The sequence below is a fragment of the Dickeya zeae NCPPB 2538 genome (genome assembly GCF_000406165.1).
GTDB lineage: Bacteria > Pseudomonadota > Gammaproteobacteria > Enterobacterales > Enterobacteriaceae > Dickeya > Dickeya zeae.
Genome location: NZ_CM001977.1, coordinates 1,158,960 through 1,183,580 on the forward strand (window position 1 = coordinate 1,158,960; position 24,621 = coordinate 1,183,580).

General features: G+C 55.5%; 19 protein-coding genes. 10 read left to right on the forward strand and 9 right to left on the reverse strand.

Translation table 11 applies throughout. The features are described 5' to 3' along the window. Nucleotides 1–4: 4 nt before the first annotated feature. On the reverse strand, nucleotides 5–2,674 hold the full coding sequence (rcsD, locus tag DZE2538_RS05180; RefSeq protein ID WP_019844605.1) for a phosphotransferase RcsD: 2,670 nt from the start codon (nucleotides 2,672–2,674) through the stop codon (nucleotides 5–7). Between the two features lie 1,088 nt (nucleotides 2,675–3,762). Between rcsD and menF the strand changes: the two genes are divergently transcribed. From menF to DZE2538_RS05220, 8 genes are all read left to right on the forward strand, one after another. Then, the gene (gene menF / locus DZE2538_RS05185; RefSeq protein ID WP_050568654.1) at nucleotides 3,763–5,088 is read left to right on the forward strand and encodes an isochorismate synthase MenF; all 1,326 of its coding nucleotides are present in this window, start codon (nucleotides 3,763–3,765) and stop codon (nucleotides 5,086–5,088) included. A 98-nt stretch (nucleotides 5,089–5,186) separates the two neighbouring features. Then, nucleotides 5,187–6,863 (forward strand): 2-succinyl-5-enolpyruvyl-6-hydroxy-3-cyclohexene-1-carboxylic-acid synthase, encoded by a 1,677-nt coding sequence (gene menD / locus DZE2538_RS05190; protein ID WP_038915762.1) that lies wholly within the window; start codon nucleotides 5,187–5,189, stop codon nucleotides 6,861–6,863. Then, nucleotides 6,863–7,654: a 2-succinyl-6-hydroxy-2,4-cyclohexadiene-1-carboxylate synthase gene (gene menH / locus DZE2538_RS05195; protein ID WP_038915763.1), complete on the forward strand. Its 792-nt coding sequence runs from the start codon at nucleotides 6,863–6,865 to the stop codon at nucleotides 7,652–7,654. The genes menD and menH overlap by 1 nt, the downstream gene beginning before the upstream one ends. Further along, nucleotides 7,638–8,495, forward strand: a complete 858-nt coding sequence (gene menB, locus DZE2538_RS05200) for a 1,4-dihydroxy-2-naphthoyl-CoA synthase (protein WP_012883812.1) — start codon at nucleotides 7,638–7,640, stop codon at nucleotides 8,493–8,495. Before menH ends, menB begins: the two co-directional genes overlap by 17 nt. After that, nucleotides 8,495–9,463, forward strand: coding sequence for an o-succinylbenzoate synthase (gene menC / locus DZE2538_RS05205; RefSeq protein ID WP_038915764.1), 969 nt, complete (start codon nucleotides 8,495–8,497; stop codon nucleotides 9,461–9,463). Before menB ends, menC begins: the two co-directional genes overlap by 1 nt. Then, nucleotides 9,451–10,842, forward strand: coding sequence for an o-succinylbenzoate--CoA ligase (gene menE, locus DZE2538_RS05210; RefSeq protein ID WP_038915766.1), 1,392 nt, complete (start codon nucleotides 9,451–9,453; stop codon nucleotides 10,840–10,842). Before menC ends, menE begins: the two co-directional genes overlap by 13 nt. A gap of 281 nt (nucleotides 10,843–11,123) precedes the next feature. Then, complete coding sequence (locus tag DZE2538_RS05215) at nucleotides 11,124–11,669, forward strand: YfaZ family outer membrane protein (protein WP_038913401.1); 546 nt, start codon at nucleotides 11,124–11,126, stop codon at nucleotides 11,667–11,669. A gap of 184 nt (nucleotides 11,670–11,853) precedes the next feature. Continuing rightward, nucleotides 11,854–13,050 (forward strand): nicotinamide mononucleotide deamidase-related protein YfaY, encoded by a 1,197-nt coding sequence (locus tag DZE2538_RS05220; RefSeq protein ID WP_038915767.1) that lies wholly within the window; start codon nucleotides 11,854–11,856, stop codon nucleotides 13,048–13,050. Nucleotides 13,051–13,148: 98 nt separating this feature from the next. Here the strand turns inward: DZE2538_RS05220 and DZE2538_RS05225 are convergent, their stop codons facing one another. The 3 genes from DZE2538_RS05225 to tesA all read right to left on the reverse strand — a co-directional run bounded on the left by DZE2538_RS05225 (nucleotide 13,149) and on the right by tesA (nucleotide 15,553). Next, complete coding sequence (locus DZE2538_RS05225) at nucleotides 13,149–14,009, reverse strand: thioredoxin family protein (RefSeq protein ID WP_038913405.1); 861 nt, start codon at nucleotides 14,007–14,009, stop codon at nucleotides 13,149–13,151. A gap of 61 nt (nucleotides 14,010–14,070) precedes the next feature. Beyond that, entirely contained in the window at nucleotides 14,071–14,847 is a 777-nt protein-coding gene (locus DZE2538_RS05230; RefSeq protein ID WP_038913406.1) for an SDR family oxidoreductase, read from the reverse strand. Between the two features lie 64 nt (nucleotides 14,848–14,911). Then, nucleotides 14,912–15,553 (reverse strand): multifunctional acyl-CoA thioesterase I/protease I/lysophospholipase L1, encoded by a 642-nt coding sequence (tesA, locus tag DZE2538_RS05235; RefSeq protein WP_152486123.1) that lies wholly within the window; start codon nucleotides 15,551–15,553, stop codon nucleotides 14,912–14,914. Here tesA and ybbA point away from each other — a divergent pair. Both ybbA and ybbP read left to right on the forward strand, forming a co-directional pair. Continuing rightward, nucleotides 15,521–16,207, forward strand: coding sequence for a putative ABC transporter ATP-binding protein YbbA (gene ybbA, locus DZE2538_RS05240; protein WP_019844594.1), 687 nt, complete (start codon nucleotides 15,521–15,523; stop codon nucleotides 16,205–16,207). The two genes, tesA and ybbA, sit on opposite strands and share 33 nt — an antisense overlap. Next, nucleotides 16,204–18,636 carry a putative ABC transporter permease subunit YbbP gene (ybbP, locus tag DZE2538_RS05245; RefSeq protein WP_038915768.1) on the forward strand — a complete coding sequence of 811 codons (2,433 nt, stop codon included), beginning with the start codon at nucleotides 16,204–16,206 and terminating at the stop codon, nucleotides 18,634–18,636. Before ybbA ends, ybbP begins: the two co-directional genes overlap by 4 nt. A gap of 40 nt (nucleotides 18,637–18,676) precedes the next feature. Here the strand turns inward: ybbP and speG are convergent, their stop codons facing one another. The 5 genes from speG to DZE2538_RS05270 form a co-directional block, all read right to left on the reverse strand. Then, nucleotides 18,677–19,243: a spermidine N1-acetyltransferase gene (speG, locus tag DZE2538_RS05250; RefSeq protein WP_038915769.1), complete on the reverse strand. Its 567-nt coding sequence runs from the start codon at nucleotides 19,241–19,243 to the stop codon at nucleotides 18,677–18,679. A 131-nt stretch (nucleotides 19,244–19,374) separates the two neighbouring features. Beyond that, a complete protein-coding gene (locus DZE2538_RS05255; RefSeq protein ID WP_038915770.1) occupies nucleotides 19,375–21,540 on the reverse strand; it encodes a TonB-dependent siderophore receptor in 2,166 nt (721 codons plus the stop codon). Then, on the reverse strand, nucleotides 21,533–22,642 hold the full coding sequence (locus DZE2538_RS05260) for an ABC transporter substrate-binding protein (protein ID WP_038915771.1): 1,110 nt from the start codon (nucleotides 22,640–22,642) through the stop codon (nucleotides 21,533–21,535). Before DZE2538_RS05260 ends, DZE2538_RS05255 begins: the two co-directional genes overlap by 8 nt. A gap of 175 nt (nucleotides 22,643–22,817) precedes the next feature. Further along, complete coding sequence (locus DZE2538_RS05265; RefSeq protein WP_023639202.1) at nucleotides 22,818–23,663, reverse strand: amino acid ABC transporter permease; 846 nt, start codon at nucleotides 23,661–23,663, stop codon at nucleotides 22,818–22,820. Continuing rightward, nucleotides 23,663–24,484 (reverse strand): ABC transporter substrate-binding protein, encoded by an 822-nt coding sequence (locus DZE2538_RS05270; protein WP_038915772.1) that lies wholly within the window; start codon nucleotides 24,482–24,484, stop codon nucleotides 23,663–23,665. Before DZE2538_RS05270 ends, DZE2538_RS05265 begins: the two co-directional genes overlap by 1 nt. Nucleotides 24,485–24,621: the final 137 nt, after the last annotated feature.

Genomic DNA, 24,621 nt, shown 5'->3' on the forward strand with positions numbered 1-24,621 from the left:
TTTTTTACTCGTATTGTTGGCCACCAGGCTGCAATAGTGCTGTGACAAAACTGTCTATCTGCTGAAGATGGTCTTCTATCTGCGCACGATCCTGGGTGGTAATAAGCTTTTCCAGCGCTTCACATAACTGCTTGCCGGGATGAAGATTCAACATGGCAAAGACACCCTTCAGGCGGTGTGCGGTTTGCGCGAGTGACAAAAAATCGCCATTTTGGGCTTCAGTATATAGTCTCTTTATGTCCTCCGGTACTGTATCAACAAACAAGGAATAGTAGTCACTGTTGTGTAACTGACGGACATAGAAGCCGATATCATCCTGTTCTTCAGACCGGCCATCATCGTTGCCTGTCTCCAGTTGCTGTTCGATCAGTTTTAGCAGACCGTCCTGCAGCAGTTGGCTGATGTTGTAATTGGTACGCAGACGACGGTGCCCCAGCGGGATCAACTGCGTATCGTCACTGGTGACCAGTAACGTATCGCTATTCACCCTGTTGGGATCATCGGTAATCGTGATATCTGCATCCTGATTCACCAGCCGCTCGTCATAAACCACGACATCCGCACCCCAGTTGCCAGCCATACGGCTCACAATGGTACGAACTTCGTCCGAGGTGATATTCAGAAGCAGTGTGATATCGTCCAATAATTTCTCATCTTCTTGCGCAGGCAGTGGCTCCGGCTGCATTTTCAAGGTCAGCACATACTGGGTGCCAAGCCCTGGCCGACTATTGATTTGCAGTTGACCGCCCAGTTTGTTGCACAGTTGATTGCATAAAAATAGGGTTAATCCGGAATTGTGGCGGAAGCGATCGGAAAGTGGGGTTGTGGCGAACGGATGCACCAGATTATCTCGCTCCATGCCGGAGATATCCGTGCCGGTGTCGCTGATTCGGATCAGCAACTGATCGGCAGCATGGGTCGACAGCTCGCAAGTGAGGGTAATTTTGCCGTAATCGGTATTGGTGATGGAGTAATCCAGCAGTAACGACAGGGTTTTCTTCAGCAATTCGCTGTCGCCCAGATAGGTCTGGCGTGGGTCAAGTTTGTAGTGATTGAACAGCTTAAGCCCTTTTTGCTGGATACGCGGCAGTAGCTCCAGGATTAAATCGTCGAATAACGTCAGCGGTGAAAACGAGCCATGCACCAGATGCCATTCAGCGGTTTCCAGCCGTGCTTGCAGGGCGATGTTTTCCATCAGACGGATAGCACTGCTGGTCTCGGCTATTAGCGTCTGGATCGCTTTTTGCTGCTCTGACGGCGTATCGATGTGACGTAATGCCAGCGCCAATTGGTGCGCAGCGGACAACGGTTGTCGGAACTCCTGACTCAGATTGCGGAACAGGCGTTTTCGAACCGACACATTCTTGTCGAACTCCCGCTGTGCCAACTGCAGCTTTTTGGTAATCAGTATCTCCTGATCCTGTTCGCGTAACAGGAACAGGCACAGTGAAGGCGTGTGCTGGCTGTGAAAAACGCGGACTTCGTACATTTCATTATCCACAGTAGCCTGGATCACCCCTTGATGTTCTTCTGCCAGCGTGGAGATTTTCTTTAGGCTAAGGTGAGGGTACAGCCTTTCCGCCAGTGCGTTTGCCACCATCACTTTATTGTTGCTGAAATCGTAAACCAGTACGCCTATCGGGATACGGCTGACAATTTCGCTGTACATCCGCTGCTGTTCTTGCAGGTGATGTGACAGGTCATCTTTGGGGCGGGCATAGTAGCGTCGTAACGCGTAAAACCACGCCAGTGAGATAAATAGCAACGCCAGATTGAGCGCAATCAGCCAGATATTATTGCGTAGCATATCCGCCACCAGTCGGCCCAACGGAATGGCATATACCAGCTTGATCGGCGCGTTCATTAACTGGGCGGAGATTTCCAGTAAGGAACCCTGGCGACGAATGTCGGTGGGAATGTCGTTATCAGCGCTGGCGTCGGCGTTGACCGGTGGTGTCTGCTGTCGAAGGATGAAGCCGTCTTGAGATAGCGAGTGTGGAATTAAATCATTGATTGATAAATCAAATGCAATGACAGTCGCCAGATGTCCGGGCTGATTGAAAGTGGTACGCAGCGTAAAATAGTAATCGTTGTAAAAACGCAGTTTACGCAAAGGGGAAAAACTTTCACGTTCATCCAGCGTATTCGCCTGCTGTAGCATCTCGGCTTTGCGTGACTCCACCATGGATGACAAATAACTACCACGGAATTGCGACGAGATATCTTTCAGCGGCTGGGTGGATATCATCGTCAGGCTATTGTCCTGCCCGTTGAGGTAGTACATCGAGTAGATATCCGTCTTCGCGCCCCATAATACATCCAGATATTGCGACATCCGTTGCATGGTGCCGAGGGTGCTCTTGTCGTAGGGGCCGAATACCAATGCATCGGTTTTATGACCACTTTTCTCGACATAAAACACGTTCGGCATCAGCGTAATCAGATTGACGTTAGGGGGAGTCGGCGCGCTGGCATCATTGATGAGGTTTTTGTAAATCTGGTCGGTAAAAAAACGATAGGCGTCAATACGCTTTTGCATGCCTTCCGCAATGTCTGTCAGGGTGGACTTTTTCTCCGTCATCCAGCCAGTAACGTAGTTATAGCTATAGGTGCCGGTCATCAGCAGCAATAACAGAATAAACAGCAGGAAAAAACGCACGATAACCGCAGGCATGACATCAGGCTCCTGATGAAGAGATAAAAAGACGGGGACTGACGTTATCTGTCAGCCGTGGCTGGGCAAAGCCGGGTCCCGGCCGCCTCCACGCGATGAATGCCTTCCCCGCGAGGACATGATGGGCAATAAAACCAGCAGCCCGCATGGCGAGGAGCACCGCGTTGTTACCCTTCCGCGATGACAGAGCATGTGTGAAAGAACGTAAAAAGGAACCTGAAATCGTATCCATTACTCAATAACTATCGTCACTGAACCTGACAGAAGGGTATTTTTACCACAATTGTGGCGTTTTATCGAAAGGGGAAGTGTGACGACAACCAGAGGGTACAGCCGCTGAAGTGGTAGGTCAGCGGGAAATACGCCACGAATTCTACAATGTGCGTGCAGATAAAAAATGCCGGGAATAACCCGGCAAAGAGAAGGTAATTTATGATAAAACGGAGTGAAATTTGATGATAGCAATGAAATTCTAGGGCCGTCGGTAATAAGAAATTTGTCACTTAATGCTAACTTCACCGGATTGTTTTTCATTCTGTGCGGTAGCGATTTATACCATGGCTGTTTATACAACACGTTGTTTAAGCGGTAAGGCGCTTAGGGCTGCTTACGGTATTCACGTCAGTCGCCGCACGTAAAATAAATACTACCCATTTTTATATACCAGATGAACAATCAGCGCTTTTATCGATTGATTTATCGCAGGAATAAATAGGAAAAAAGCATAAACAGTCAGAATGAAGAAAAACACAATAATCCCTCCTTTTTATAAGGATAATGGAGGTGTTTCATTTTGTGGCAATTTGCGTTATTGACGCAGAATTATTGAGAAACCATTTTAGGCGATTGTGTGGCTAATATGTCGGTAGGCAAACGGAAATCGCAGGCCGTCTGGTTATACAATACGTTTGTGCAGCTTATGGCGATGCGCTTCACATCGGATGTGTTTAGCGCATCTTGCCAGATTGTGAGCGCAATACAGAAATAATGGGTGAATATGCGGGTTATTACGGGGTAGATATCAAGCTAATGACTTTTTTTTGTAGGGATAGGCCCGTATAATTCCCTACTTTCAGTTAGGCTATGGGGTGAATGTGTTGCAATTCTCCGACCTGCTGCGCCAGATGCATCAGGCACTCAACGAACCCTTGCCGGAGCAGGCAGGTTTTCATGCGATTACGCTGACCATGTCATTGCAGGACAGTTCGCAATTGCTGGCGTGGCTGGCCTCGCAGCCTGTTCATCCGCAGTTTTACTGGCAGCACCGTCAGGATGATGAAGAAGCAGCGGTGTGTGGTCAGGTGCGTGTGTTTGAGGATATCGCGCACGCCGAGGCATTTCTGCAACGTCATGATGTGGATGATAGCGTGCGCTTGTGGGGGTTGAATGCCTTTGAACAGCGCCCATCAGGAGCCAACACGTCTTCCTTTCTGTTTTTGCCGCGTATCGCCTTATTACGGCAAGGACGACGTCTTCGCCTGCGGGTGAATTTATTCAGCGATATATCGCTGCGTGCCGAGGCTCGCGACGCACAAGACTTTCTGCGTCAGCTACAAGCTCCTCAACCGTTGCCGCAACTGCATTCCCGCATTGAAGCCACCCAGCATTGTCCAGATCGCCAGCAGTGGATTGCGTTATTGCATCAGGCTCTGGCGGATATTGCTGCCGGTAAAATGGAAAAAGTCGTGCCTGCACGAGCGACGGTCTTATCGCTTGATAAACCTTTGCGGGCGACGACATTCATGGCGGCTAGTCGTGCCGTTAATCACCACTGCTACCATTTTATGCTGGCATTTGCACCGCACCAGGCATTTCTTGGATCCAGCCCTGAGCGCCTCTATCGCCGACGGCATACCCGTCTGGAAACCGAGGCGCTGGCTGGAACGGTAGCCAGCCACCAGAACGATGAAAAAGCTGCTGAATTGGCAGACTGGCTGATGAACGATGTTAAAAACCAGTGTGAAAATATGTTGGTGGTGGACGATATCTGCCAGCGATTGCATCAGGTCGCATTGACACTGGATGTGATGCCGCCGGAGATTGTGCGTTTACGCAAGGTGCAACATTTACGGCGGACAATTCAGGCGACGCTGCGCAGTAGCAGGGATAGCGAGTGTCTGTATTTACTGCAGCCGACCGCCGCTGTGGCTGGGTTACCGCGTGCTGTGGCACGGACGTTTCTGGCTCAACATGAGCCGTTTCAGCGTGGCTGGTATGCCGGTTCGGCAGGGTATTTGTCGCGCCAGCAGTCTGAATTCAGCGTGGCGTTGCGTTCGGCCAGTGTGGCTGAGAGTCAACTGACGCTGTACGCTGGCGCGGGAATCGTGGCGGGCTCTGATCCTGAGCAAGAATGGCAGGAGCTGGAAAATAAGGCTGCCGGGTTAAAATCGTTGCTGGATGAGGCTATTTCATAGCGCGATTTATTGCCTGTTACTGGCTTATATCAAAGTTGGCCGGATGAAAAAAAATATAATTATTGCCACAACCCGCAACCGGAGTTGTTGAGTCGATCATGTCCACACATATTTTTAACCGTCGCTGGGCAACGGTGGTTTTCGAGGCGCTCAGTCATCAAGGCGTGCGCCATGTCTGTATTGCGCCCGGATCACGTTCGACCCCGTTAACGCTGGCGGCGGCCTCGCATCCGGCGCTGGTATGCCATACTCATTTTGACGAGCGTGGTCTTGGTCATCTGGCATTGGGGCTGGCTAAGGCCTCAGGTGAAGCCGTGGCGGTGGTGGTGACGTCCGGTACGGCGGCCGCCAATCTTTATCCTGCGATCATTGAAGCGGGATTGACCGGCGAACGGCTGGTCATACTGACAGCGGACCGCCCACCGGAGCTTATCGATTGCGGTGCGAATCAGGCGATTCGGCAACCCGGTATGTTTGCTTCGCACCCGACGGTGACGCTGGAATTGCCGCGTCCTACCCCAGACATTCCCGCTCGCTGGCTGGTGTCTGCGCTCGATAATGCGTTGGGTGAATTACGCCACGGTGCATTGCATATTAACTGCCCCTTCGCTGAGCCGTTATACGGTGATGACGACCCGGCCGCGTTTCAGGACTGGTTACAGGTGCTGGGCGACTGGTGGCATCAGCCCCAGCCGTGGTTGCAGCATGAACAGACATTACCGATGGTGCCGATGCAGCCAGACTGGCCGCAATGGCGACAGCGGCGTGGTGTCGTGCTGGTCGGGCGAGTGCCGCCACAGGCTGGCGTGCAGATAACCGATTGGGCGCGTCAGCTCGGCTGGCCACTTATCGGCGATGTCTTATCGCAGACGGGCCAACCGCTGGCCTGCGCCGATGTATGGCTAAAACACCCGCAAGCGGATGCGCTACGTCAGGCTGAGATTGTGGTGCAGTTTGGCGCCAGCCTGACCGGTAAGCGGCTATTGCAGTGGCAGGCGACGATAGCGCCTGAACAGTACTGGTTGGTTGATGCACTGCCGGGTCGGCTCGACCCTGCCCACCATCGTGGGCGTCGTCTGGTTGCCGATATTTCCGGCTGGCTGGCCGCGCATCCAGTGGCAGTACAGCCTGCCTGGGCTCCTGAGGTGGAGTCTTGCGCGGCACGGGTTGCTCGCCAGGTTGCCGTCCGTTTATCCAGTGGTTTCGGTGAGGCGCAACTGGCGCATCGCGTAACGGAACTGCTGCCGCCAGAAGGGCAATTTTTTGTCGGCAACAGCCTGACGGTCAGACTGGTGGATGCGTTTGCTCGTTTACCTGCTGGGTATCCGGTGTACGCCAACCGTGGTGCCAGCGGTATTGATGGACTGCTGTCGACGCTGGCTGGCGTACAGCGTGCTAACGCCCGGCCGATGCTGGCGATTGTCGGTGACTTGTCGGCGCTGTATGACCTTAATGGGCTGGCATTATTGCGCCAGCCACCTGCGCCACTGGTGCTGGTGGTGGTAAACAATAATGGCGGGCAGATTTTCTCGTTATTGCCGACCCCGGAAGCTCAACGCGAAACCTTCTATTGCATGCCACAGCAGGTGGATTTCCGCCATGCGGCGGCGCTGTTCGGGCTACGTTATGCCAGAGCGCAGCAATGGTCAGACGTACAGGAAGCTGTCAGCAATGGGTGGCGGTTGGGTGGCACGACACTGCTTGAAGTGGTAGTAGAACCCAAAGCGGGAGCGGAAACATTGCAACAACTGCTGGCCGAGGTGTCGGCGTGGTAATGCATTGCCGTCGTCTGGGGCAGCCACAACCGGGAAAATCCTGGCTGGTGGTGCTGCACGGACTGCTCGGCAGCGGCGAGGACTGGCAACCCGTGCTGCCGTATTTAACCGACTGGCCGTTGCTGCTGGTGGATTTGCCGGGGCACGGCGAGTCCCGGCAGTTAACGGTGGCTGATTTCGCCGATGTCAGTTGGCAGTTGACCACGTTATTGGCACAACAAGGCATTGCCGGGTATTGGTTGTTAGGGTATTCGCTGGGTGGTCGTATCGCCATGTACCACGCCTGTCAGGGTTCTGCGGATGGGTTGCAGGGGCTGTTGGTGGAAGGCGGGCATCCGGGACTGGTATCGCCAGACGAACGTGAGGCACGACAGCAGCATGATGCCAACTGGGCGCGGCGTTTTCGCGCTGAACCTCTCGATAGTGTGCTGGTGGACTGGTATCAACAGCCGGTTTTCGCCCGGTTATCCCCGGAGCAGCGTGCAACGTTGATAGCACTGCGCAGCAACAACCACGGGCCTGCCGTCGCCGATATGCTGGAGGCGACATCCTTATCTCGTCAGCCTTGTCTGGTTGACGCATTGCATCAGTTACAGGTTCCATTCGGTTATCTCTGTGGTAGCCAGGACACAAAATTTCAGGCGCTGGCCACACAGCATCGTTTACCGCTGCTGAGTGTGGAGGGTGCCGGGCACAACGCTCATCATGCGAACCCGTCAGGTTATGCCGACCGGGTTCGCCAGTTTATTTCGTATCCCGAAAGGAAGATCCACTATGCTTTATCCCAGTGAAGAACTGCTTTACGCCCCGGTAACATGGCACGATTGCAGCGGGGATTTTGTCGATATTCTCTATCACAAGTCGACCGACGGCATCGCCAAAATCACCATCAATCGTCCCCAGGTGCGCAATGCGTTTCGCCCGCAAACGGTAAAAGAGATGATTCAGGCGCTGGACAATGCCCGTCATGATGATGGTATTGGTGTCATCGTCCTGACAGGTGCTGGTGAGAAGGCATTCTGTTCCGGTGGCGATCAGAAAGTTCGTGGCGATTACGGCGGTTATCAGGATGACAGCGGTGTTCACCACCTCAATGTGCTGGATTTCCAGCGTCAGATCCGTACCTGTCCGAAGCCGGTTGTGGCGATGGTGGCCGGGTATTCCATTGGTGGCGGTCATGTGCTGCACATGATGTGTGATCTGACCATCGCGGCGGATAATGCCATTTTTGGTCAGACCGGGCCGCGCGTCGGTTCTTTTGACGGCGGTTGGGGCGCGTCCTACATGGCGCGTATCGTGGGGCAGAAAAAAGCCCGTGAGATCTGGTTCCTGTGCCGTCAGTATGACGCTCAACAGGCGCTGGATATGGGACTGGTTAACACCGTGGTGCCGCTGGCTGAACTGGAGCGCGAAACCGTGCGTTGGTGTCGCGAGATGTTGCAGAACAGCCCGATGGCGCTGCGTTGCCTGAAAGCGGCGCTGAATGCAGACTGCGACGGGCAGGCGGGCTTGCAGGAACTGGCGGGCAACGCCACGATGCTGTTCTACATGACGGATGAAGGGCAGGAAGGCCGTAATGCTTTCAATGAAAAACGTCAGCCTGATTTCAGCAAATTCAAACGGAACCCCTGATGCGTGAGGCTACCCTCTATCGTTACAGCGTGCCGATGGACGCCGGGGTGGTGTTGCGTAACCAGCGTCTGAAAACCCGTGATGGGCTGCTGCTTCGCTTGCGTGATGGCGAGCGCGAAGGGTGGGGTGAGATAGCGCCGCTACCGCAGTTCAGCGTGGAAACGCTTGAAGAGGCATTCAATACGGCGCAGCTACCGTTACAAGGTTGGCTGGCTGGACAAGCGCCGGATGAATGTGGGATGCCGTCGGTGGATTTCGGCGTCAGTTGTGCGCTGGCAGAACTGACAGGGGCGTTACCCAACGCGGCGGATTACCGTAAGGCACCGTTGTGTAGTGGCGATCCGGATGAACTGTTTGCCATGTTGCAGCACCTGCCCGAGCCGCTGGCAAAGGTGAAAGTCGGGCTGTATGAGGCGGTACGTGACGGCATGATCGTCAATCTGTTGCTGGAAGCCTTGCCTGATTTGCGGTTGCGTCTGGATGCGAACCGTAGCTGGACACGGCAGAAGGCCGACGGTTTTGCCCGCTATGTCACACCGGCTTATCGTGCCCGCATCGCTTTTCTGGAAGAGCCGTGTAAAACGCGTGACGAGTCGCGCGATTTCGCCAAGGCTACCGGTATTGCTATCGCCTGGGATGAAAGCGTGCGTGAGCCGGGGTTTCAGGTGGAATCCGAGCCGGGGGTGGCAGCGATTATCATCAAACCGTCACTCACTGGCAGCCTGAGCCGTTGTCGGCAACTGGCTGAGCAGGCGCATCAGGCCGGTTTGACGGCGGTTATCAGTTCCAGCATTGAATCCAGTCTGGGGTTGACGCAACTGGCACGGGTGGCGCATTGGCTGACGCCGGGAGTGCTACCAGGGCTGGATACGTTGGACCTGATGCAGGCGCAGGTCGTTCGCGCCTGGCCTGATAGTACGTTACCGCTGATGACGGTAGACCGTCTGGAGCAGGTATGGCAGGCCTGAGCGACTGGCCCTGGCGAAGCTGGGCGGTGTCTCAGCCGATGGCCCCGGCGCTGATAGACGATGGCGGAATCTGGACCTGGCAGCAGGTAGCAACACATCTGAATCAACTGGCGATCGGTTTCGTGCGTCAGGGGGTTAAGCCGGGGATGGGGGTAGCGCTGCGCGGTAAAAACAGCACCACGATGCTGTTTTGTTATCTGGCGTTGTTGCAGTGCGGCGCACGTCTGTTGCCGTTGAATCCTCAACTACCGGATACGCTGCTGGATGCGTTGTTGCCGTCACTGAATATCGAGTATGGGTTGTGTACCGGCGAACACGGCTGGCCGCAAGGCATCATGCCGTTACATGTGCCGTCACCCCTGTCAGCACCAGAGATGCCGCCACCGCTGCCATGGGCGGCGCAACGACTGGCGACCATGACTCTAACCTCTGGTTCCAGCGGCATGCCGAAAGCCGCGGTGCATACCTGTGAAGCGCATCTTGCCAGCGCTGAAGGTGTGCTGGCGTTGATGGCGTTCAGTGCTGGCGATCGCTGGCTGCTGTCGCTGCCGCTGTTTCATGTGTCCGGACAGGGGATCGTCTGGCGCTGGCTGGCCGCCGGTGCGTCACTGGTCGTGAAACCCGAGCAGCCGCTGGATGTCGCGTTGCGCGTGTGTACCCATGCGTCGCTGGTGCCTACCCAGCTCTGGCGTTTGTTGTCGCAGAATCGTTCACCGGTAAGCCTGCGGGCGGTCTTGCTGGGCGGATCGATGATCCCGGCAGAGCTGATGCAACAGGCCGAAGCGCGGGGGATCCGTTGCTGGTGTGGCTACGGTCTTACCGAACTGGCATCGACAGTCTGCGCCAAGCGGGCTGACGGCCATGACGGCGTTGGGTTACCACTGGCAGGGCGTGAGATCATGCTGGAGGGTGAGGAGATCTTGCTGCGTGGCCGTTGTCTGGCGCTGGGGTACTGGCGCGAAGGGCGGGTCAACCCGCTTACTGACGCGAAGGGTTGGTTTCATACCCGTGATCGTGGCCAGTGGGATGGCCGCGAGTGGCGAATTCTGGGGCGGCTGGATAACCAGTTTTTCAGCGGCGGTGAAGGCATTCAACCTGAAGATGTGGAAGCCGTGCTGATGCAACACCCAGATGTGACCTACGCGTGCGTGGTGCCTGTGGATGACCCCGAGTTCGGTCAGCGTCCGGTGGCGGTGGTGGAGGTGGCGAACCATCTGCCGTTGTCGCAATTAGTTGCGTGGTGGCAATCCCGGCTGGCGGGGTTTCAACGTCCGATAGCCTGTTACCTGTTGCCGGACGAATTGAAAAACGGCGGGATAAAAATCTCCCGTCAACAGGTGAAAGCCTGGGTGGAACAGCAACCGCGTAGTCTGGTATAACCACCTGATTCCCAGCCCAATCGTATTACACTTGCGGTTATTTACGCTTTTGGCCGCTGAATATTCGGGTAAAATGCCTGTTAGCATCATCGTGCTATGCGCGTTTAACTTAGAGCCTATCCCATTAGGGCTATTTCACTGGCCATTTTGGCCCTGGGCAGTGCTCGAACTCCTCACGTACTCCGTGTACGCTCCGGGTTCTCCGCGCTGTCCGAGTCCAAACTGGCTGCGTCAATAACGCCTACTGGGATAGGCTCTTAATCGTATTAAGGATTATAGATATGAAAAAGTGGGGTATTGCTTTGGCGGGAGGTTTGCTGATGGCGACGGTTTCCGCTCATGCCATCAGTCTTTCCGGGGAAGCAGGACGAGATTACACCGGTGCCAGTGCAGGTTTCGGTCTGGGCATGCCCGGTTTGTCTGGTAATGTCGGCTGGGGTCATGATGACAAACACAGCAACGACGTTTACAGCGCCGGTGTGGATTATACCTTTGCCTTGAGTAATGCGTCGCTGAAAGTCGGTGCCAAAGGGCTTTATCTGAACCAGAATCGTTTTAAAGACGGTTATGGCGTGGCGCTGGGTGGTGGATTGCAAGTGCCGATGACCAGTTCTATTTCCCTGTACGGTGAAGGGTATTACTCGCCGGACGCGTTCTCCAGCCACGTTGATCACTATGTGGAAGCCCGTGGTGGTGTGCGTTGGCAGCCGTTCCGTCCGTTATCGCTGGATGTCGGTTATCGCTATATCAATATGGCGTCTGGCGAATCCAGCAACAATAACCGTGTCGCGGATACCGCTTACGTTGGCGTGGGGCTGAATTTCTAATCCCCATTATCGATGTGTAAAACGATCGATGTGTAAAAACCCAAGGCGTGCTGAGTCACGCCTTTTGTCTTTTTATCAGATGGCGGATTTTGCCTGCTGACGGTTTTATCAGCTAAAACGCACCATTGTGTTTATGGCGTCGAATTTCTAAAGTGGTGTGAAACCATCATAAGGAGTGCCGTGGATGCTTAGGGTTGAGATGTTATGTACCGGTGATGAAGTCCTGCACGGGCAGATTGTGGATACCAACGCCGCCTGGCTGGCGGATTACCTGTTTTCACAGGGTGTGCCGATGACCAGTCGTATGACAGTGGGCGATAAACTCGAAGAACTGGTCGCCGCGTTAACCGAGCGTAGCCAGATAGCCGACGTACTGATCGTCAATGGTGGGTTGGGCCCAACCAGTGATGACCTCAGTGCGCTGGCGGCCGCTACCGCTGCCGGAGAAACACTGGTTGAGCATCCTGAATGGCTCGTCCAGATGGAGGCCTTTTTCACCGAGCGCGGCCGTGTTATGGCTGATAGCAACCGCAAACAGGCACAACTGCCTGCCAGTGCGGAACTGGTAGATAACCCGGTTGGTAGCGCCTGCGGGTTTGCCATGCAACTGAACCGGTGCCTGATGTTTTTCACCCCCGGCGTGCCTTCTGAATTTAAAGTGATGGTGGAGCAGCAGATTCTGCCGCGTCTTCGCCAGCGTTTTACGGTGGCTGAACCGCCACTGTGTCTGCGGCTGACCACATTTGGGCGCTCCGAAAGCGATCTTGCCAGCCAGCTTGACTGCTTGTCGTTACCACCGGACGTCGTGCTGGGGTATCGCTCCTCAATGCCGATAATCGAGCTGAAACTCACTGGCCCCGCAGCCCGGCGTCAGGAGATGGAAGCGGTGTGGCAAACGGTGCGTGATGTCGCGGGCGAGAATATGATTTTCGAGGGCACGGAAGGGTTACCTGCGCAATTGGCCCGACGCCTGCACGAGCGTGGGCTGCGTCTGGCGGTGGCGGAAGACTTCACCGCCGGTTTGCTCAACTGGCAGTTACGCGAGGCGGAAGTCCCGCTATCCGGCGGTGAATTACGGTTGGAGAAGACTGCATTAACACTGGACGACTCCGCCGGAGAGACGCTAACGCTGGCAGAGCGTCATCAGGCGCAATTAGCGTTATACGTGGGTCGTTCTGAGGAGGACGGTGTTTTGACGCTGGCGTTGCATACCCCAGAAGGGACATTTGCCCAGACCATTCAGGTGAATGCACGACGCTATAGCCGTAAAACCCATCAGGATGTGGTGGCGATGCTGGCGATGAATATGCTGCGCCGCTGGCTTAACGGCTGGCCGGTGTATGGTGGTCATGGTTGGATAAGCGTGCTGGCGACGCGCTAATCTGCCACCTGGGAAAACGAAAGCGGGGGCCGTGGCCCCCGTCGTTAGCGTCAGGAATTCGCTAAGGATCAATACAACAAGGATCAGTACAACAACGATCAGTATAACAAAGAGTACAACTGACGGCGGTAGCGAGCAGCCAGCGCATCGCCAGTACCCAGTGCCGCCATGATATCCATCAGTGTCTTACGGGCGCTGCCATCGGCCGCCGCCAGATCTTTTTTCAGCAAGCCCATCAGCAGTTCCAGCGCTTCTTCGTTACGCCCGACCTGATGCAGTTGCAGACTCAACTGTACCGCCAGTTCCTGGTTATCCGGTGACGCCGCCAGTTGCTGTTGGAGGTGCTGAATCTCCGGTGTATCCGCCGCTTGTTTCATCAATTCGATTTGCGCCACCAGCCCATGATAACGGGTGTCCTGATCCTGTAGTGGGATCGTATCCAGCACCGCTTGCGCATCTTCGGAGCGATTGAGTTGGATCTGCACTTCCGCCAGCAACAGCGCGATGTCGCTGCGCTTGGTGTCCAACTGCCAGGCGTCTTTCAACAGGACTACCGCTTCTTTTAACTGGTTTTCCTGAATCAACTGCTGCGCTTGCGCCAGTTTGAGGTCTTCGGCTTTCGGCAAGACACGTTGCAGCAGTTCACGGATGACGTCTTCCGGCTGCGGACCCTGAAAACCGTCTACGGGCTGACCGTCCTTGAACAGATACACCGTTGGAATAGCGCGCAGACCGAACTGCGCCGCCACACGTTGCTCAGCATCGCAGTCCACTTTTGCCAGAATAAACTGACCGGCATACTCCGCCGCCAGTTTGTCCAGCACCGGGCCCAGTTGCTGGCAGTGAGTACTGCGATCAGACCAGAAATAAAACAGCACCGGGGCGCTCATGGACTGTTCCAGCACCTGATGCAAATTGGTCTCGTTGATATCAATCACGTTGGCGTGTTGTTCAAACATGTCATTCTCTCTCAGCCTTTTTAGCCATTATGGGGGTGATGTCCGACACTTCAACCCCGAATCAGGATTTTGTCCGCAGCAGATGGTCAAGCACGCAGCCCGGTAGCACGCGGCGTAGTATGGTAATGCCGTGGGCAAGCAACGTGACCGGATAGCGTAATTTCGGGCGTGGACTTTCCAGCGCGTGAATCAATTTCGGCAGCACGGCTTGCGGCGGCAGCGTGAAACGGCTGGCGATACCGGGGTTGGTAACCGGTTTATCCTGTTGCGTCTGTGCCACATTGTCAGTGAATCGGGTACTGATGGGGCCGGGTTCGATCAACGATACATGTATACCACTGCCGTGTAGTTCCATACGCAAGGCGTCGGACCAGGCTTCCAGCGCATATTTACTGGCCGCGTAAGCGCCTCGCCCTGGGGTGGAGATGAGTCCCATGACTGAACTGGTCTGGATAATTCGCCCTTCGCCGTGCGGTAACATGGCAGGCAGCAACAGCTGGGTTAGCTGGTGGGTGCCAAACAGATTACTGGAAAACTGCTGTTCCAGTTGCTGACGGGAGATGGTGTTGAGCGGGCCGTACAACCCGTAACCGGCGTTGTTAAACAAGCCGTAGAGCTGGTTGCCGGTCAAGGCAATCACGATATCCGCCGCTTGCCTGACGCTGGCACTGTTGTCGAGATCCAGATCGATCCCTTCAAAGCCCAGCGAATTCATGCGCGCCACATCCTGATGACGGCGGCAGGCCGCCAGTACGCGATAGCCGCGTTGTTGCAAACATTGAGCGGCAATCAGGCCAATGCCGCTGGAGCAACCGGTAATCAAAACCGCTTTTTGCATAACTTTACCTAACGAAAACGCTTAAATATCAAGAGTCGTGGTTAACTGTTAATCTTTACTAGACTCAGTGTTGGTTAATAATGGGGTCAAGCTGTGTCGCCATCCATTGTGCGATAAACGGCTGAGCGTCACGGTTAGGATGGATGCCATCATCCTGCATCCATTCTGGTTTGAGATAAACCTGTTCCATGAAAAACGGCAGCAGAGGAACGCCTAACGTTGTAGCAAGCCGCGGATAAACCGCGCTGAACGATTCCGTATAGCGCCGTCCATAGTTGGCTGGCAAGCGGATTTGCATCAGCAACGGTTGGGCATGGGCCGCTTTGACTTGAGTAATTACGCTGGCGAGTTCCCGCTCCAGGTTTTGGGGGGGAAACCCACGCAGACCGTCATTGCCGCCCAGCTCAATCAATACCCAGCGCGGCTGATGTTGTTGTAGCAACACCGGCAGTCGCGCCAGCCCCTGTGCGGCGGTGTCGCCGCTGATGCTGGCGTTCACCACCCGGACCGTGACGGCAGGGGAGCGCGACTGCCAGGTCGCATCCAGTAATGCAGGCCAGGCCTGGTTCGCCGCCATACGATAGCCTGCGCTCAGGCTGTCGCCCAGCACCAATAGCGTATCTGTCGCGAAGGCGCGCAGACTGAACAGGCCCCAGAATAGAAGGATAACGACATGCCTGCAGAAAACATTCTTGAAGTTCATCATCTTAGTAAGCACGTTGGTCAGGGGGAACATCAGCTCTCCATCCTCACCGGAGTTGAGCTGGTTGTCAAACCTGCTCAGACCATTGCGCTGGTGGGCGAGTCCGGTTCAGGGAAATCGACCCTGTTGGGGATTCTGGCCGGACTGGATGACGGCAGCAGTGGGCAGGTGTCGCTGCTTGGTCAGCGGCTCGATAGCCTGGATGAAGAAGGCCGTGCCGCACTGCGGGCGCAGAATGTGGGGTTTGTGTTTCAGTCTTTTATGCTGGTACCGACCCTGACCGCGCTCGAGAACGTGCAGCTACCGGCGTTGCTGCGTGGCGAAAGCGATCGCCACAGCCGCCAGCAGGCGGAGCAGCTTTTACAACAGCTTGGGTTGGGAGCGCGATTACACCACCTGCCCGCGCAGCTTTCCGGCGGTGAACAGCAGCGCGTTGCGCTGGCTCGTGCGTTCAGCGGCCGCCCACGGTTGTTGTTTGCCGATGAACCGACCGGTAACCTCGACCGTCAAACCGGCGATCGTATCGCTAATCTGCTGTTTTCCCTCAATCGCGACTTTGCTACCACGCTGATCTTGGTGACGCATGATGAACAACTGGCGGCGCGTTGTGAGCGTTGCCTGCGGTTGCGCGACGGAAAATTGTGGGAGGATGCATGATCTGGCGTTGGTTTTGGCGAGAGTGGCGATCGCCGTCGTTGCTGATTGTCTGGCTTGCACTGACGCTGTCGGTGGCTTGCGTGCTGGCGCTGGGGTCTATCAGCGATCGGATGGAGAAAGGGCTGAGTCTGCAAAGTCGGGATTTTCTGGCGGGTGATCGCGTGCTGCGGGCATCCCGCCCGGTAGATGAACAGTGGTTACAGCAGGCGCGTCAAGTAGGACTGACGCAGAGTCGACAAGTATCGTTCATGACCATGACTTATGCGGGGGACAACGCGCAACTGGCACAGGTCAGAGCCACCGATACGCAGTATCCACTGTATGGCGAGCTGAAGACACAACCCGCTGGACTTAGGGTGTCGCCGGGCACGGCGCTGGTCGCCCCGCGTCTGCTCGCGTTACTAGGGATAAAGGTGGGCGATAAGTTGGATGTCGGCGATACCACCTTGACCATCGCCGGTGAACTACTGCAAGAACCGGACGCGGGGTTTAATCCGTTCGAGACCGCACCACGGATATTAATGAATCTGGCGGATGTGGAAAAAACCGGCGCGATTCAGCCCGGTGGACGCATTACCTGGCGCTATATGTTTGCCGGGACACCCTCACAACTCACCCGCTTTAGCGATGTTATCACGCCACAGTTGAAGCCGGATCAACGCTGGTATGGCATGGCGGATTCGCAGGGGGCCGTGGGTAAATCGTTGCAACGCTCCCAGCAGTTCCTGCTGTTGTCGGCACTGCTGACGTTACTGCTTTCGGTGGCGGCGGTCACGGTGGCGATGGGGCATTATTGCCGCAGCCGTTACGACCTGGTGGCGGTACTGAAAACGCTGGGGGCTGGGCGTCAGGCGTTGCGTCGGCTGATTATCGGGCAGTGGGTCTCGGTACTGATGCTATCGGCATTGTGCGGCAGCCTGCTGGGAATGGGCTTTGAAGCGTTGCTGATACGGGTACTTGCACCGGTGTTGCCGGGCGAATTACCCGCTGCCGGGCTATGGCCGTGGTGCTGGGCGCTGGGAACGCTGGTGTTGATTTCATTGCTGGTGGGGATTCGCCCTTACCGGCAGTTGCTGGCGACCCTGCCGCTGCGGGTATTACGTCAGGATGTGGTCGCGAATGTGTGGCCGTTGCGCTATTACCTGCCCGCCGTGGCAGTGGTTGTTATCGGTTTACTGGTGGTGTTGTCTGGTGGCGGCGCGTTGTTATGGTCGCTGCTTGGCGGGATGCTGGCATTATCGCTGCTGCTGGGGGGGATTGGCTGGGGCAGCTTGCTCGTGTTGCGTCGCCTGACGCTGAAAAGGCTGTCATTGCGTTTGGCAATTAACCGCTTGTTACGTCAACCATGGGTCACGCTGGGGCAACTGGCGGCGTTTTCGCTCTCTTTTATGCTGTTGTCGCTTTTGCTGCTGTTGCGTGGTGATTTGCTGGCGCGCTGGCAACAGCAGTTACCCCCCGGTAGCCCTAACTACTTTGTGTTGAATATCAATGCGGATCAGGTGCCACAGGTCAGGGATTTTCTGGTGCAGCATCAGGTAAAACCGCAAACGTTCTACCCGATCATTCGCGCCCGTCTGACGGAAATCAATGGGCTGAGGGCGACCGATCTGGTGCACGAGGATGACCCCGGTGGGGAAACCGTCAACCGGGAGTTGAACCTGACCTGGCTGGCGCAGTTGCCGGGGCATAATCCGCTGGTGGCAGGGCAGTGGCCGCCCAAAGCGGGCGAAGTGTCGATAGAGAAAGGTGTGGCGCAACGTCTGGGGGTGAAGATTGGCGATACGCTGACGTTTACCGGCGATACCCAGCCGTTTCAGGCCACCATCAGCAGCCTGCGGCAGGTGGATTGGGAAAGCCTGCGGCCGAACTTTTTCTTTATCTTCCCGCCCGGATCGCTGGATAGCCAGCCGCAGTCGTGGTTGACCAGCTTTCGTTATGACGGCGGCGATACGTTGATCACCCAGTTGAATCGACAGTTTCCCACGCTGACGGTGTTGGATGTCGGGGCGATTCTGCAGCAGCTTGGTGCGGTGTTGCAGCAGGTCGGGCTGGCGCTAGAAGTGATGGTGGTGCTGGTGCTGTTCTGCGGCGCACTGTTGTTGTTGGCACAGATTCAGGTGGGGATGCGCCAGCGACGTCAGGAGTTGATTGTCTATCGCACGCTAGGGGCCGGGCAGCGTTTATTACGCGCCACCTTGTGGTGGGAGTTCGCGGTGCTGGGGTTATCGGCCGGTGTGGCGGCAGCACTGGGAGCGGAAGCGGCATTGTGGTTGTTGCAACGCAAGGTGTTTGATTTTCCGTGGCAGCCGAACCTGTGGCTGTGGGGCGGGTTGCCGGTCGTGGCGGCGTTGCTGCTGTCGCTGTACGGCAGTTGGCTAGGGTTACGTCTGTTACGCGGTAAGGCGCTGTTCCGTCGTTATCACGCCTGAGGTTGACTCAGGCGCTTTACTCTCGCTGACTCTCAATGAGTCAGCGTGTTATCGCGTCTTCAGTGTTTTTGTTGCCGGGGTGTTTGTACTTCGCCAGATACTGATGCTGGAAGATGCACATACGGATGGCGTTGTGGTATTCGCCGTTGGTGAAGAACTCATGAATCAACTCGCCTTCCACTTCAAAGCCTAGTTTGGTGTAGATGTGGATGGCTTTCTGGTTCTCTTTGTCTACGATCAGGTACAGCTTGTAGAGGTTGAGAATTGAAAAGCCGTAATCCATTGCCAGTCGCGCGGCGGCGCTGGCATAACCTTGCCCCTGATGGGCTGGATCGATGATTATCTGAAATTCGGCGCGACGGTGGATATGGTTGATTTCCACCAGTTCCACCAGACCGACTTTGGTGGCGTCGTGCTCAATAATAAAACGACGTTCGCTCTGGTCGTGGATGTGTTTGTCGTACAGGTCGCTCAATTCGACAAATGCCTCGTAAGGCTCTTCAAACCAGTAGCGCATAACGCTGGCGTTATTATCCAACTGATGAACAAAGGTGAGGTCGTCACGCTCTAGCGGGCGCAGACGTACGACTTCGTGGATCTCCGGCATAACGCCTCCTGATCATGTGTGATGACGAGACGTTAACCAGCTTGCCTCGTGTGGTCAATCGGCCGATGCCGAAAGTGCATCTCATGCGTGCAGCCGGGAGACGGCACGCATGAGAGGCGTCGCGGTAATAATTAGAAATCGACGCTGGCGCGCAACACCACTTCACGCGGGTCGCCAATCGCCACATATTGGCTGCTGCCGCTGGAGGGGTAGTAGGTTTTGTCGAACAGGTTTTTGATGTTCAACTGCCATTTCACCTTGTAACCGTTGAGCGGCACGCTATAGGCGATAAAGGCATCCGCCACGGTGTAGTCGTCAAGGAAGAAGCTGTTGGCGGCATCGCCGGGGCGACGGCCCACGTAGCGAGCGCCGACGCCTGCGCGCAGATCATCACCCGCGTGAAGGCCCAGATTGCCGAAATCGTTGGTCAGGAACAGTGACGCGGTATGGCGCGCCACGTTAGACATTTCATTACCCTGATTCGTCGGGTCGGAAGTGACGCGTGCATCGGTAAAAGCGTAGGCACCAATCAGACTCAGGCTGTCGGTTAGTTTACCCGCCACATCCACTTCTACCCCTTGCGAACGCACTTTACCGGCAGTGCGGGTAACGGTTTCGCTGATGCCGTTAATGACCTGTAGTTCATCCACCATCACGTTGCGTTTTTGAATATCGAATAACGCCAGGTTGGCGGTAATACGATTGGGGAGATCCAGCTTGGCACCAATCTCATAGGAGCGCCCGACTTCCGGCTCCATCGTCGCCCCTATTGCTTTGTTGACTGCCGAGTTAGGCTTAAAGGATTCGCTATAACTGGTGTACAACGAGGCGTAAGACGTGAGGTTGTACACGACACCCGCGCGTGGCACCAGTCGGCTGTCCGACCTGTCGGTATTGGTCACGAAGGGACGTCCTTTGCCTGACATGACATCGAAGCGGTCATAGCGCACGCCGCCTAACAGCATCCAGTGTTCATCCAGTCGTATGGCGTCCTGCATGAAAACGCCGGTGCTGTCGACGTCTTCTTTCTGGTCGCTCTCAGCTGCGATAACCGAGTTGGATGCCGGGAAAAGGCCGTATACCGGGTTATAAATATTGAAACTGCTGTTGTTTTTACCACGAATCATATTGCCGCGATGGGTACGGTCAGCTTCATGATCGAAACCGAATAACAACTGGTGGTTGATGCTGCCCCAGTCGATATCGCCATTTAACGCCAGTTGCACATTCTGTGACTGACTGTGTGCGTCCTGCGTTGCATCAGCCCGGCGTGTCAGAAATCCGGTTGTTGGATTAAGCGACATGGCACGCGCCTGATTATCGTTATAGGTATTGCGGCTATAAGCGTAATTCAGTTTACTTTTCCAGCGCTCGTTCAGCGTATTTTCCATCTGGAACGTCAGGGTATCCTGATCGCCACGGGTGGCGTTATAGGTTTCATCAAACCGTCGTTCGCGCGGCGTGGCAACGGGTTTGCCGGTACGGCTATCGATAACGGTCCCGCGATCAAACGGCGTCAGGTATTCCATGTGCTCATAAGCAACCAGCACGGTGGTATTTTCGCCATACCACATCAGTGAAGGGGCAACGGTTGTCTGACGATTGCGTCCGAAATTACGCCAGTAATCGGTTTCATCGTGATCGACAATCAGACGATAAGCCAGACCAGAGGTGCTGAGCGGGCCGGTGATGTCAAACTGGCCGCCCCCGCCATTAAAGCTGCTATTCCAGCCTTCGATATGGGTTTTCTGCACCAGTTCCGGTTTTTTGCTGATGATGTTGATCATACCGCCAGGGTCGCCCCAGCCGTACAGCATGGAGGCCGGCCCTTTGAGGACTTCTACTCGCTCGGTGGTCGGGGTGACGTTGCGAGCCTGAATCGAACGCACACCGTCACGCAGGATGGAACCGTCGCGGTTATCACCGAAACCTCGCTTCATCACGGCATCCTGTGTTCCGCCCAGCGTGTTGGCCTGAGTGATGCCACTGACGTTGTATAACGCATCGTCAAGGTTTCTGACCGCCTGATCCTCCAGCACCTGCTGCGGCACCACATTAACGGCCTGCGGTATATCCAGCAGGCGGCTGTCGGTACGGGTGCCGATGACGGCGTTGTGCGGCTGATAGCCGGTATCCCCAGTGCTGGTAGCAGGTGTGCTGGCGTTTACCACCAGGGTATCTTCCTGCTTTTTGGTCTCTGACGGGGTAGTGCTATCGGTTGATGCGGCGGTGGCCTGAAGGCTGAGTGGCAGCAAAGCTAGCAGCGGCCAGCTTTTTTGCCAGTGGCGGTTATTCATGTGTTAACTGACTCCAATAGGTCCCTGAAAAATCAATCGGTAAAAATTGTTGATAGAGTTGTTGTAAGGTGCGCTGTGGATCGATGTCGCTAAACAGCGTCGGGTAGAGGGCTTTGGCGAACATTTCCACCATCACCACGTGATAAGGGCTGAGATAAAAGTTGTGCCACATACTCCAGGCCCGGCCGTTGCCGACGGCGCTGAGGTGTGAGAGCAGAGGCTCTTGCAGCAGTAGCGTGCGTAAACTGTCACTTGCCTGACGGGGCGTGACGTCCGGGCCGAGCATCAGGTCAGAAAAGCGTTTGCCGTCAGGCCCGGCCATGCCGGTGGCAATATAGACATCAGGTTGAGCGGCTAAGACCTGTTCCGGGCTCAGCTCACCGTACACCCCTTTGACTTTGCCTGCCGCGATGTTATCGCCGCCAGCAAAGGTCAACAGTTCGCCGAGATTACCGTTGACGGCAGTGGTGCAGCAGGTATCCCGGCGACCAAGATGCAAATGCAACATCACCGTCGGTTTGCGCCCCTGGTACTGCGCGAGCCGTGTTCTGATGGCATCCATATGCTGCTGGTAGAACGTGATAAAGGCATCGGCACGTGACTGCTGGTTCAGTACCTCACCCAACAGGCGCAGGCTGGGGACGGTGTTTTTCAGCAGGTCAATGCGCAGGTCGACATAGATATAAGGAATGCCCGCCTGCGTTAACGCTTGCTGGATGCTCTGTTCGTTGTCAGCTCCTTTGGCCAGCCGAGGCAGGATCACCAGGTCGGGCTTCAGTGGCAATAGCATCTCCGCGTTGACGCTGTTGAGATTGCCATTACCCAACTGTGGAATACGTGCGATATCAGGGAATGCCGTTATGTAGCGCCCCCAGCTTTGGGCATCGTAACGTGCCAGGTCGCCTGGCCATCCCACGATGTGCTGCGCCGGGTTCCCCGGTTCCAGCAAGGCCAGCGTATACAACATGCGACTTTCACCCAGCACGATCCGTTGTGGGTTATCCGGAATGATGACCTGACGACCGGTGATATCGGTGACGGTTTTGGCCTGCACCAGAGGGGAAAGGCTGAGTAGGGTGAAGAGGAGAAAAAGGATGCGCATGTGCTTTTCTCGTAAAAATTAGGCGTGAAAAAATAATAAGAATTATTTTTATTTGCAACAAAAAGACGAAAAACGAAAGTAAAAAAACAAAAGCCCTGCTATTTCACAGGGCTATCGTGGGTGATGCGGATAATTGTTACTGCCGTTGTGGTACGGCGAGCGCACTAACGGAGGTTTAAGAAGGGGCCTTATCGTCGTGATGTTCGTAACCACGTCCGAAGCGTCGTTCCAGTCGGCCCTGGAGCAATTCCAGCCCGATAGACAGCAACCAGTAAATTACGGCGGCGGTGGTAAGCATTTCCATGTAGTGGTAGGTGCTGCGCCCGTAAGACTGCGCCAGAAAGTTCAGTTCCCACAAGCCCATCAGCGATACCAGCGACGAGTCTTTGATCATTGAAATGAACTGAGAACCGGCTGGAGGAATGATGATGCGCAGCGCCTGCGGTGCTACCACATGGGTGGTAATGACCCAGCGCGACAACCCCAGGGCCATCGCCGCTTCTTTCTGACCTCGGGGAACCGAGAGGACGCCGCTGCGAATGGTTTCCGCCAGATAAGCGCCGTAGTTGAGCGATAGCGCAATAATACCGGAGGTGAAAGCGCTCATCACAATACCGACCTGGGGCAGTGCGAGGTAGATTATCAGTACCTGCACCAGCAGCGGCGTGCCGCGAAACAGCGAAACGTAAAACGTGGCGCAACCAAATGCGATGGCGCTGGAAGAGAGCCTGCCTGCTGCGGTGATAACCGCCAGCAGGATACAGAACAGCATGGAGATGATGGTGATGACGACGCTCAGCACCGCCCCCTGGATGAAGCCATCCGGCGACAGGTGCATGCCCAGCATGGAGGGCAGTTTCTGACGGATAAGGCCGGTATCCAAATCCATAAACGAAAACAGCCACAACAGCAGGCTGAGCAACACCAGCCAGGTCAGCCCCGCACGCAAACGAAAACCGAATCCGGCGCGCTCAGGCGCCGGTGGCATGTTGGATGGGGTTTTAGCGGGGGAGCGCGACATTACGGGGTGACCCCGGTGATGTCTTCACCAAACCACTTCATGGAGATGGCTTTTAGGGTACCGTCGGCACGCAGCGCAGTGATGGTGTCGGCCAGTGTTTTGCTCCATTCCGGGTCGCCTTTATCAACAGCAATCCAGTTTGGTTCAGCATACAGTTCCTGCAGAATGCGCAGTTGCGGCAGTTTTTCGAGGCGAGGTTTAGCGGTGATGCGATCGGAAATGACCGCATCCAGACGTTTACCTGGGCCTAACGCCAGATTACGGAATGCCATTTCTTCATCGGTGGGGACTGCCTGAACATGGTCAAATGGGAAGGCAATCGGCTTGCCACCGGGGATCACCAGACTTTTGTTGAGGTAATTCTCGTAGCTGGAACCCAACCCCAGCCCGACTTTTTTGTTGCTCAGGTCAGCGGCGGAGTGGATGTTTTTCTCATCTTTATGGACGATCAGCACGGCGAAGGTGCTGTAATAAGGGGTAGCGAAATCCAAAACCTTGGCACGTTCGGCGTTTGGCGTCATCGAACAGATGCACATATCCCAGCGGCCTTGCCATTTACCACCGACGATGGTTTCCCAGCCTGGCGTTGCCAGTTCCAGCTTTGCCCCCAGTTTCTGCGCGACAGCGTTGGCAACATCGACATCAAAACCGACCAACTGATTGTTATCATTCAGATAACTGAAGGGTGGGTAGTCATTGAACAACACGTTACGGACAACACCGGTTTGTTTAACCCGGTCCAGTGTGCCACCGGCCTGCGCGGTGCTAAGCGCCAAACAGGTACTCAGCGTGAGAGCCATCAGAGCGAGGAGTTTTTTCATCTATTTTCCCTATAAGCGAGCATCACAACGATGAACGCGGGGCGAGTGGCCGCATTCCGTGTGGAAATCACAAAGGCGCTATTTTATAGCAGCAGCGGGCGAGTGCAAAATACGGTCTTTGTCGGGCAGTTGGAAAG

What these genes read in the sequence shown, in the direction of transcription:
- speG (WP_038915769.1), bottom strand. Translation starts at nt 19,243, where the DNA reads ATGCCGGAGATCCACGAAGTCGTACGTCTGCGCCCGCTAGAGCGTGAC.
- tesA (WP_152486123.1), bottom strand. Translation starts at nt 15,553, where the DNA reads ATGATGAACTTCAAGAATGTTTTCTGCAGGCATGTCGTTATCCTTCTA.
- menH (WP_038915763.1), top strand. Translation starts at nt 6,863, where the DNA reads ATGCATTGCCGTCGTCTGGGGCAGCCACAACCGGGAAAATCCTGGCTG.
- ybbP (WP_038915768.1), top strand. Translation starts at nt 16,204, where the DNA reads ATGATCTGGCGTTGGTTTTGGCGAGAGTGGCGATCGCCGTCGTTGCTG.
- menC (WP_038915764.1), top strand. Translation starts at nt 8,495, where the DNA reads ATGCGTGAGGCTACCCTCTATCGTTACAGCGTGCCGATGGACGCCGGG.
- menE (WP_038915766.1), top strand. Translation starts at nt 9,451, where the DNA reads ATGGCAGGCCTGAGCGACTGGCCCTGGCGAAGCTGGGCGGTGTCTCAG.
- menD (WP_038915762.1), top strand. Translation starts at nt 5,187, where the DNA reads ATGTCCACACATATTTTTAACCGTCGCTGGGCAACGGTGGTTTTCGAG.
- DZE2538_RS05270 (WP_038915772.1), bottom strand. Translation starts at nt 24,484, where the DNA reads ATGAAAAAACTCCTCGCTCTGATGGCTCTCACGCTGAGTACCTGTTTG.
- ybbA (WP_019844594.1), top strand. Translation starts at nt 15,521, where the DNA reads ATGCCTGCAGAAAACATTCTTGAAGTTCATCATCTTAGTAAGCACGTT.
- rcsD (WP_019844605.1), bottom strand. Translation starts at nt 2,674, where the DNA reads ATGCCTGCGGTTATCGTGCGTTTTTTCCTGCTGTTTATTCTGTTATTG.
- DZE2538_RS05265 (WP_023639202.1), bottom strand. Translation starts at nt 23,663, where the DNA reads ATGTCGCGCTCCCCCGCTAAAACCCCATCCAACATGCCACCGGCGCCT.
- DZE2538_RS05255 (WP_038915770.1), bottom strand. Translation starts at nt 21,540, where the DNA reads ATGAATAACCGCCACTGGCAAAAAAGCTGGCCGCTGCTAGCTTTGCTG.
- menB (WP_012883812.1), top strand. Translation starts at nt 7,638, where the DNA reads ATGCTTTATCCCAGTGAAGAACTGCTTTACGCCCCGGTAACATGGCAC.
- DZE2538_RS05220 (WP_038915767.1), top strand. Translation starts at nt 11,854, where the DNA reads ATGCTTAGGGTTGAGATGTTATGTACCGGTGATGAAGTCCTGCACGGG.
- DZE2538_RS05225 (WP_038913405.1), bottom strand. Translation starts at nt 14,009, where the DNA reads ATGTTTGAACAACACGCCAACGTGATTGATATCAACGAGACCAATTTG.
- DZE2538_RS05260 (WP_038915771.1), bottom strand. Translation starts at nt 22,642, where the DNA reads ATGCGCATCCTTTTTCTCCTCTTCACCCTACTCAGCCTTTCCCCTCTG.
- DZE2538_RS05215 (WP_038913401.1), top strand. Translation starts at nt 11,124, where the DNA reads ATGAAAAAGTGGGGTATTGCTTTGGCGGGAGGTTTGCTGATGGCGACG.
- DZE2538_RS05230 (WP_038913406.1), bottom strand. Translation starts at nt 14,847, where the DNA reads ATGCAAAAAGCGGTTTTGATTACCGGTTGCTCCAGCGGCATTGGCCTG.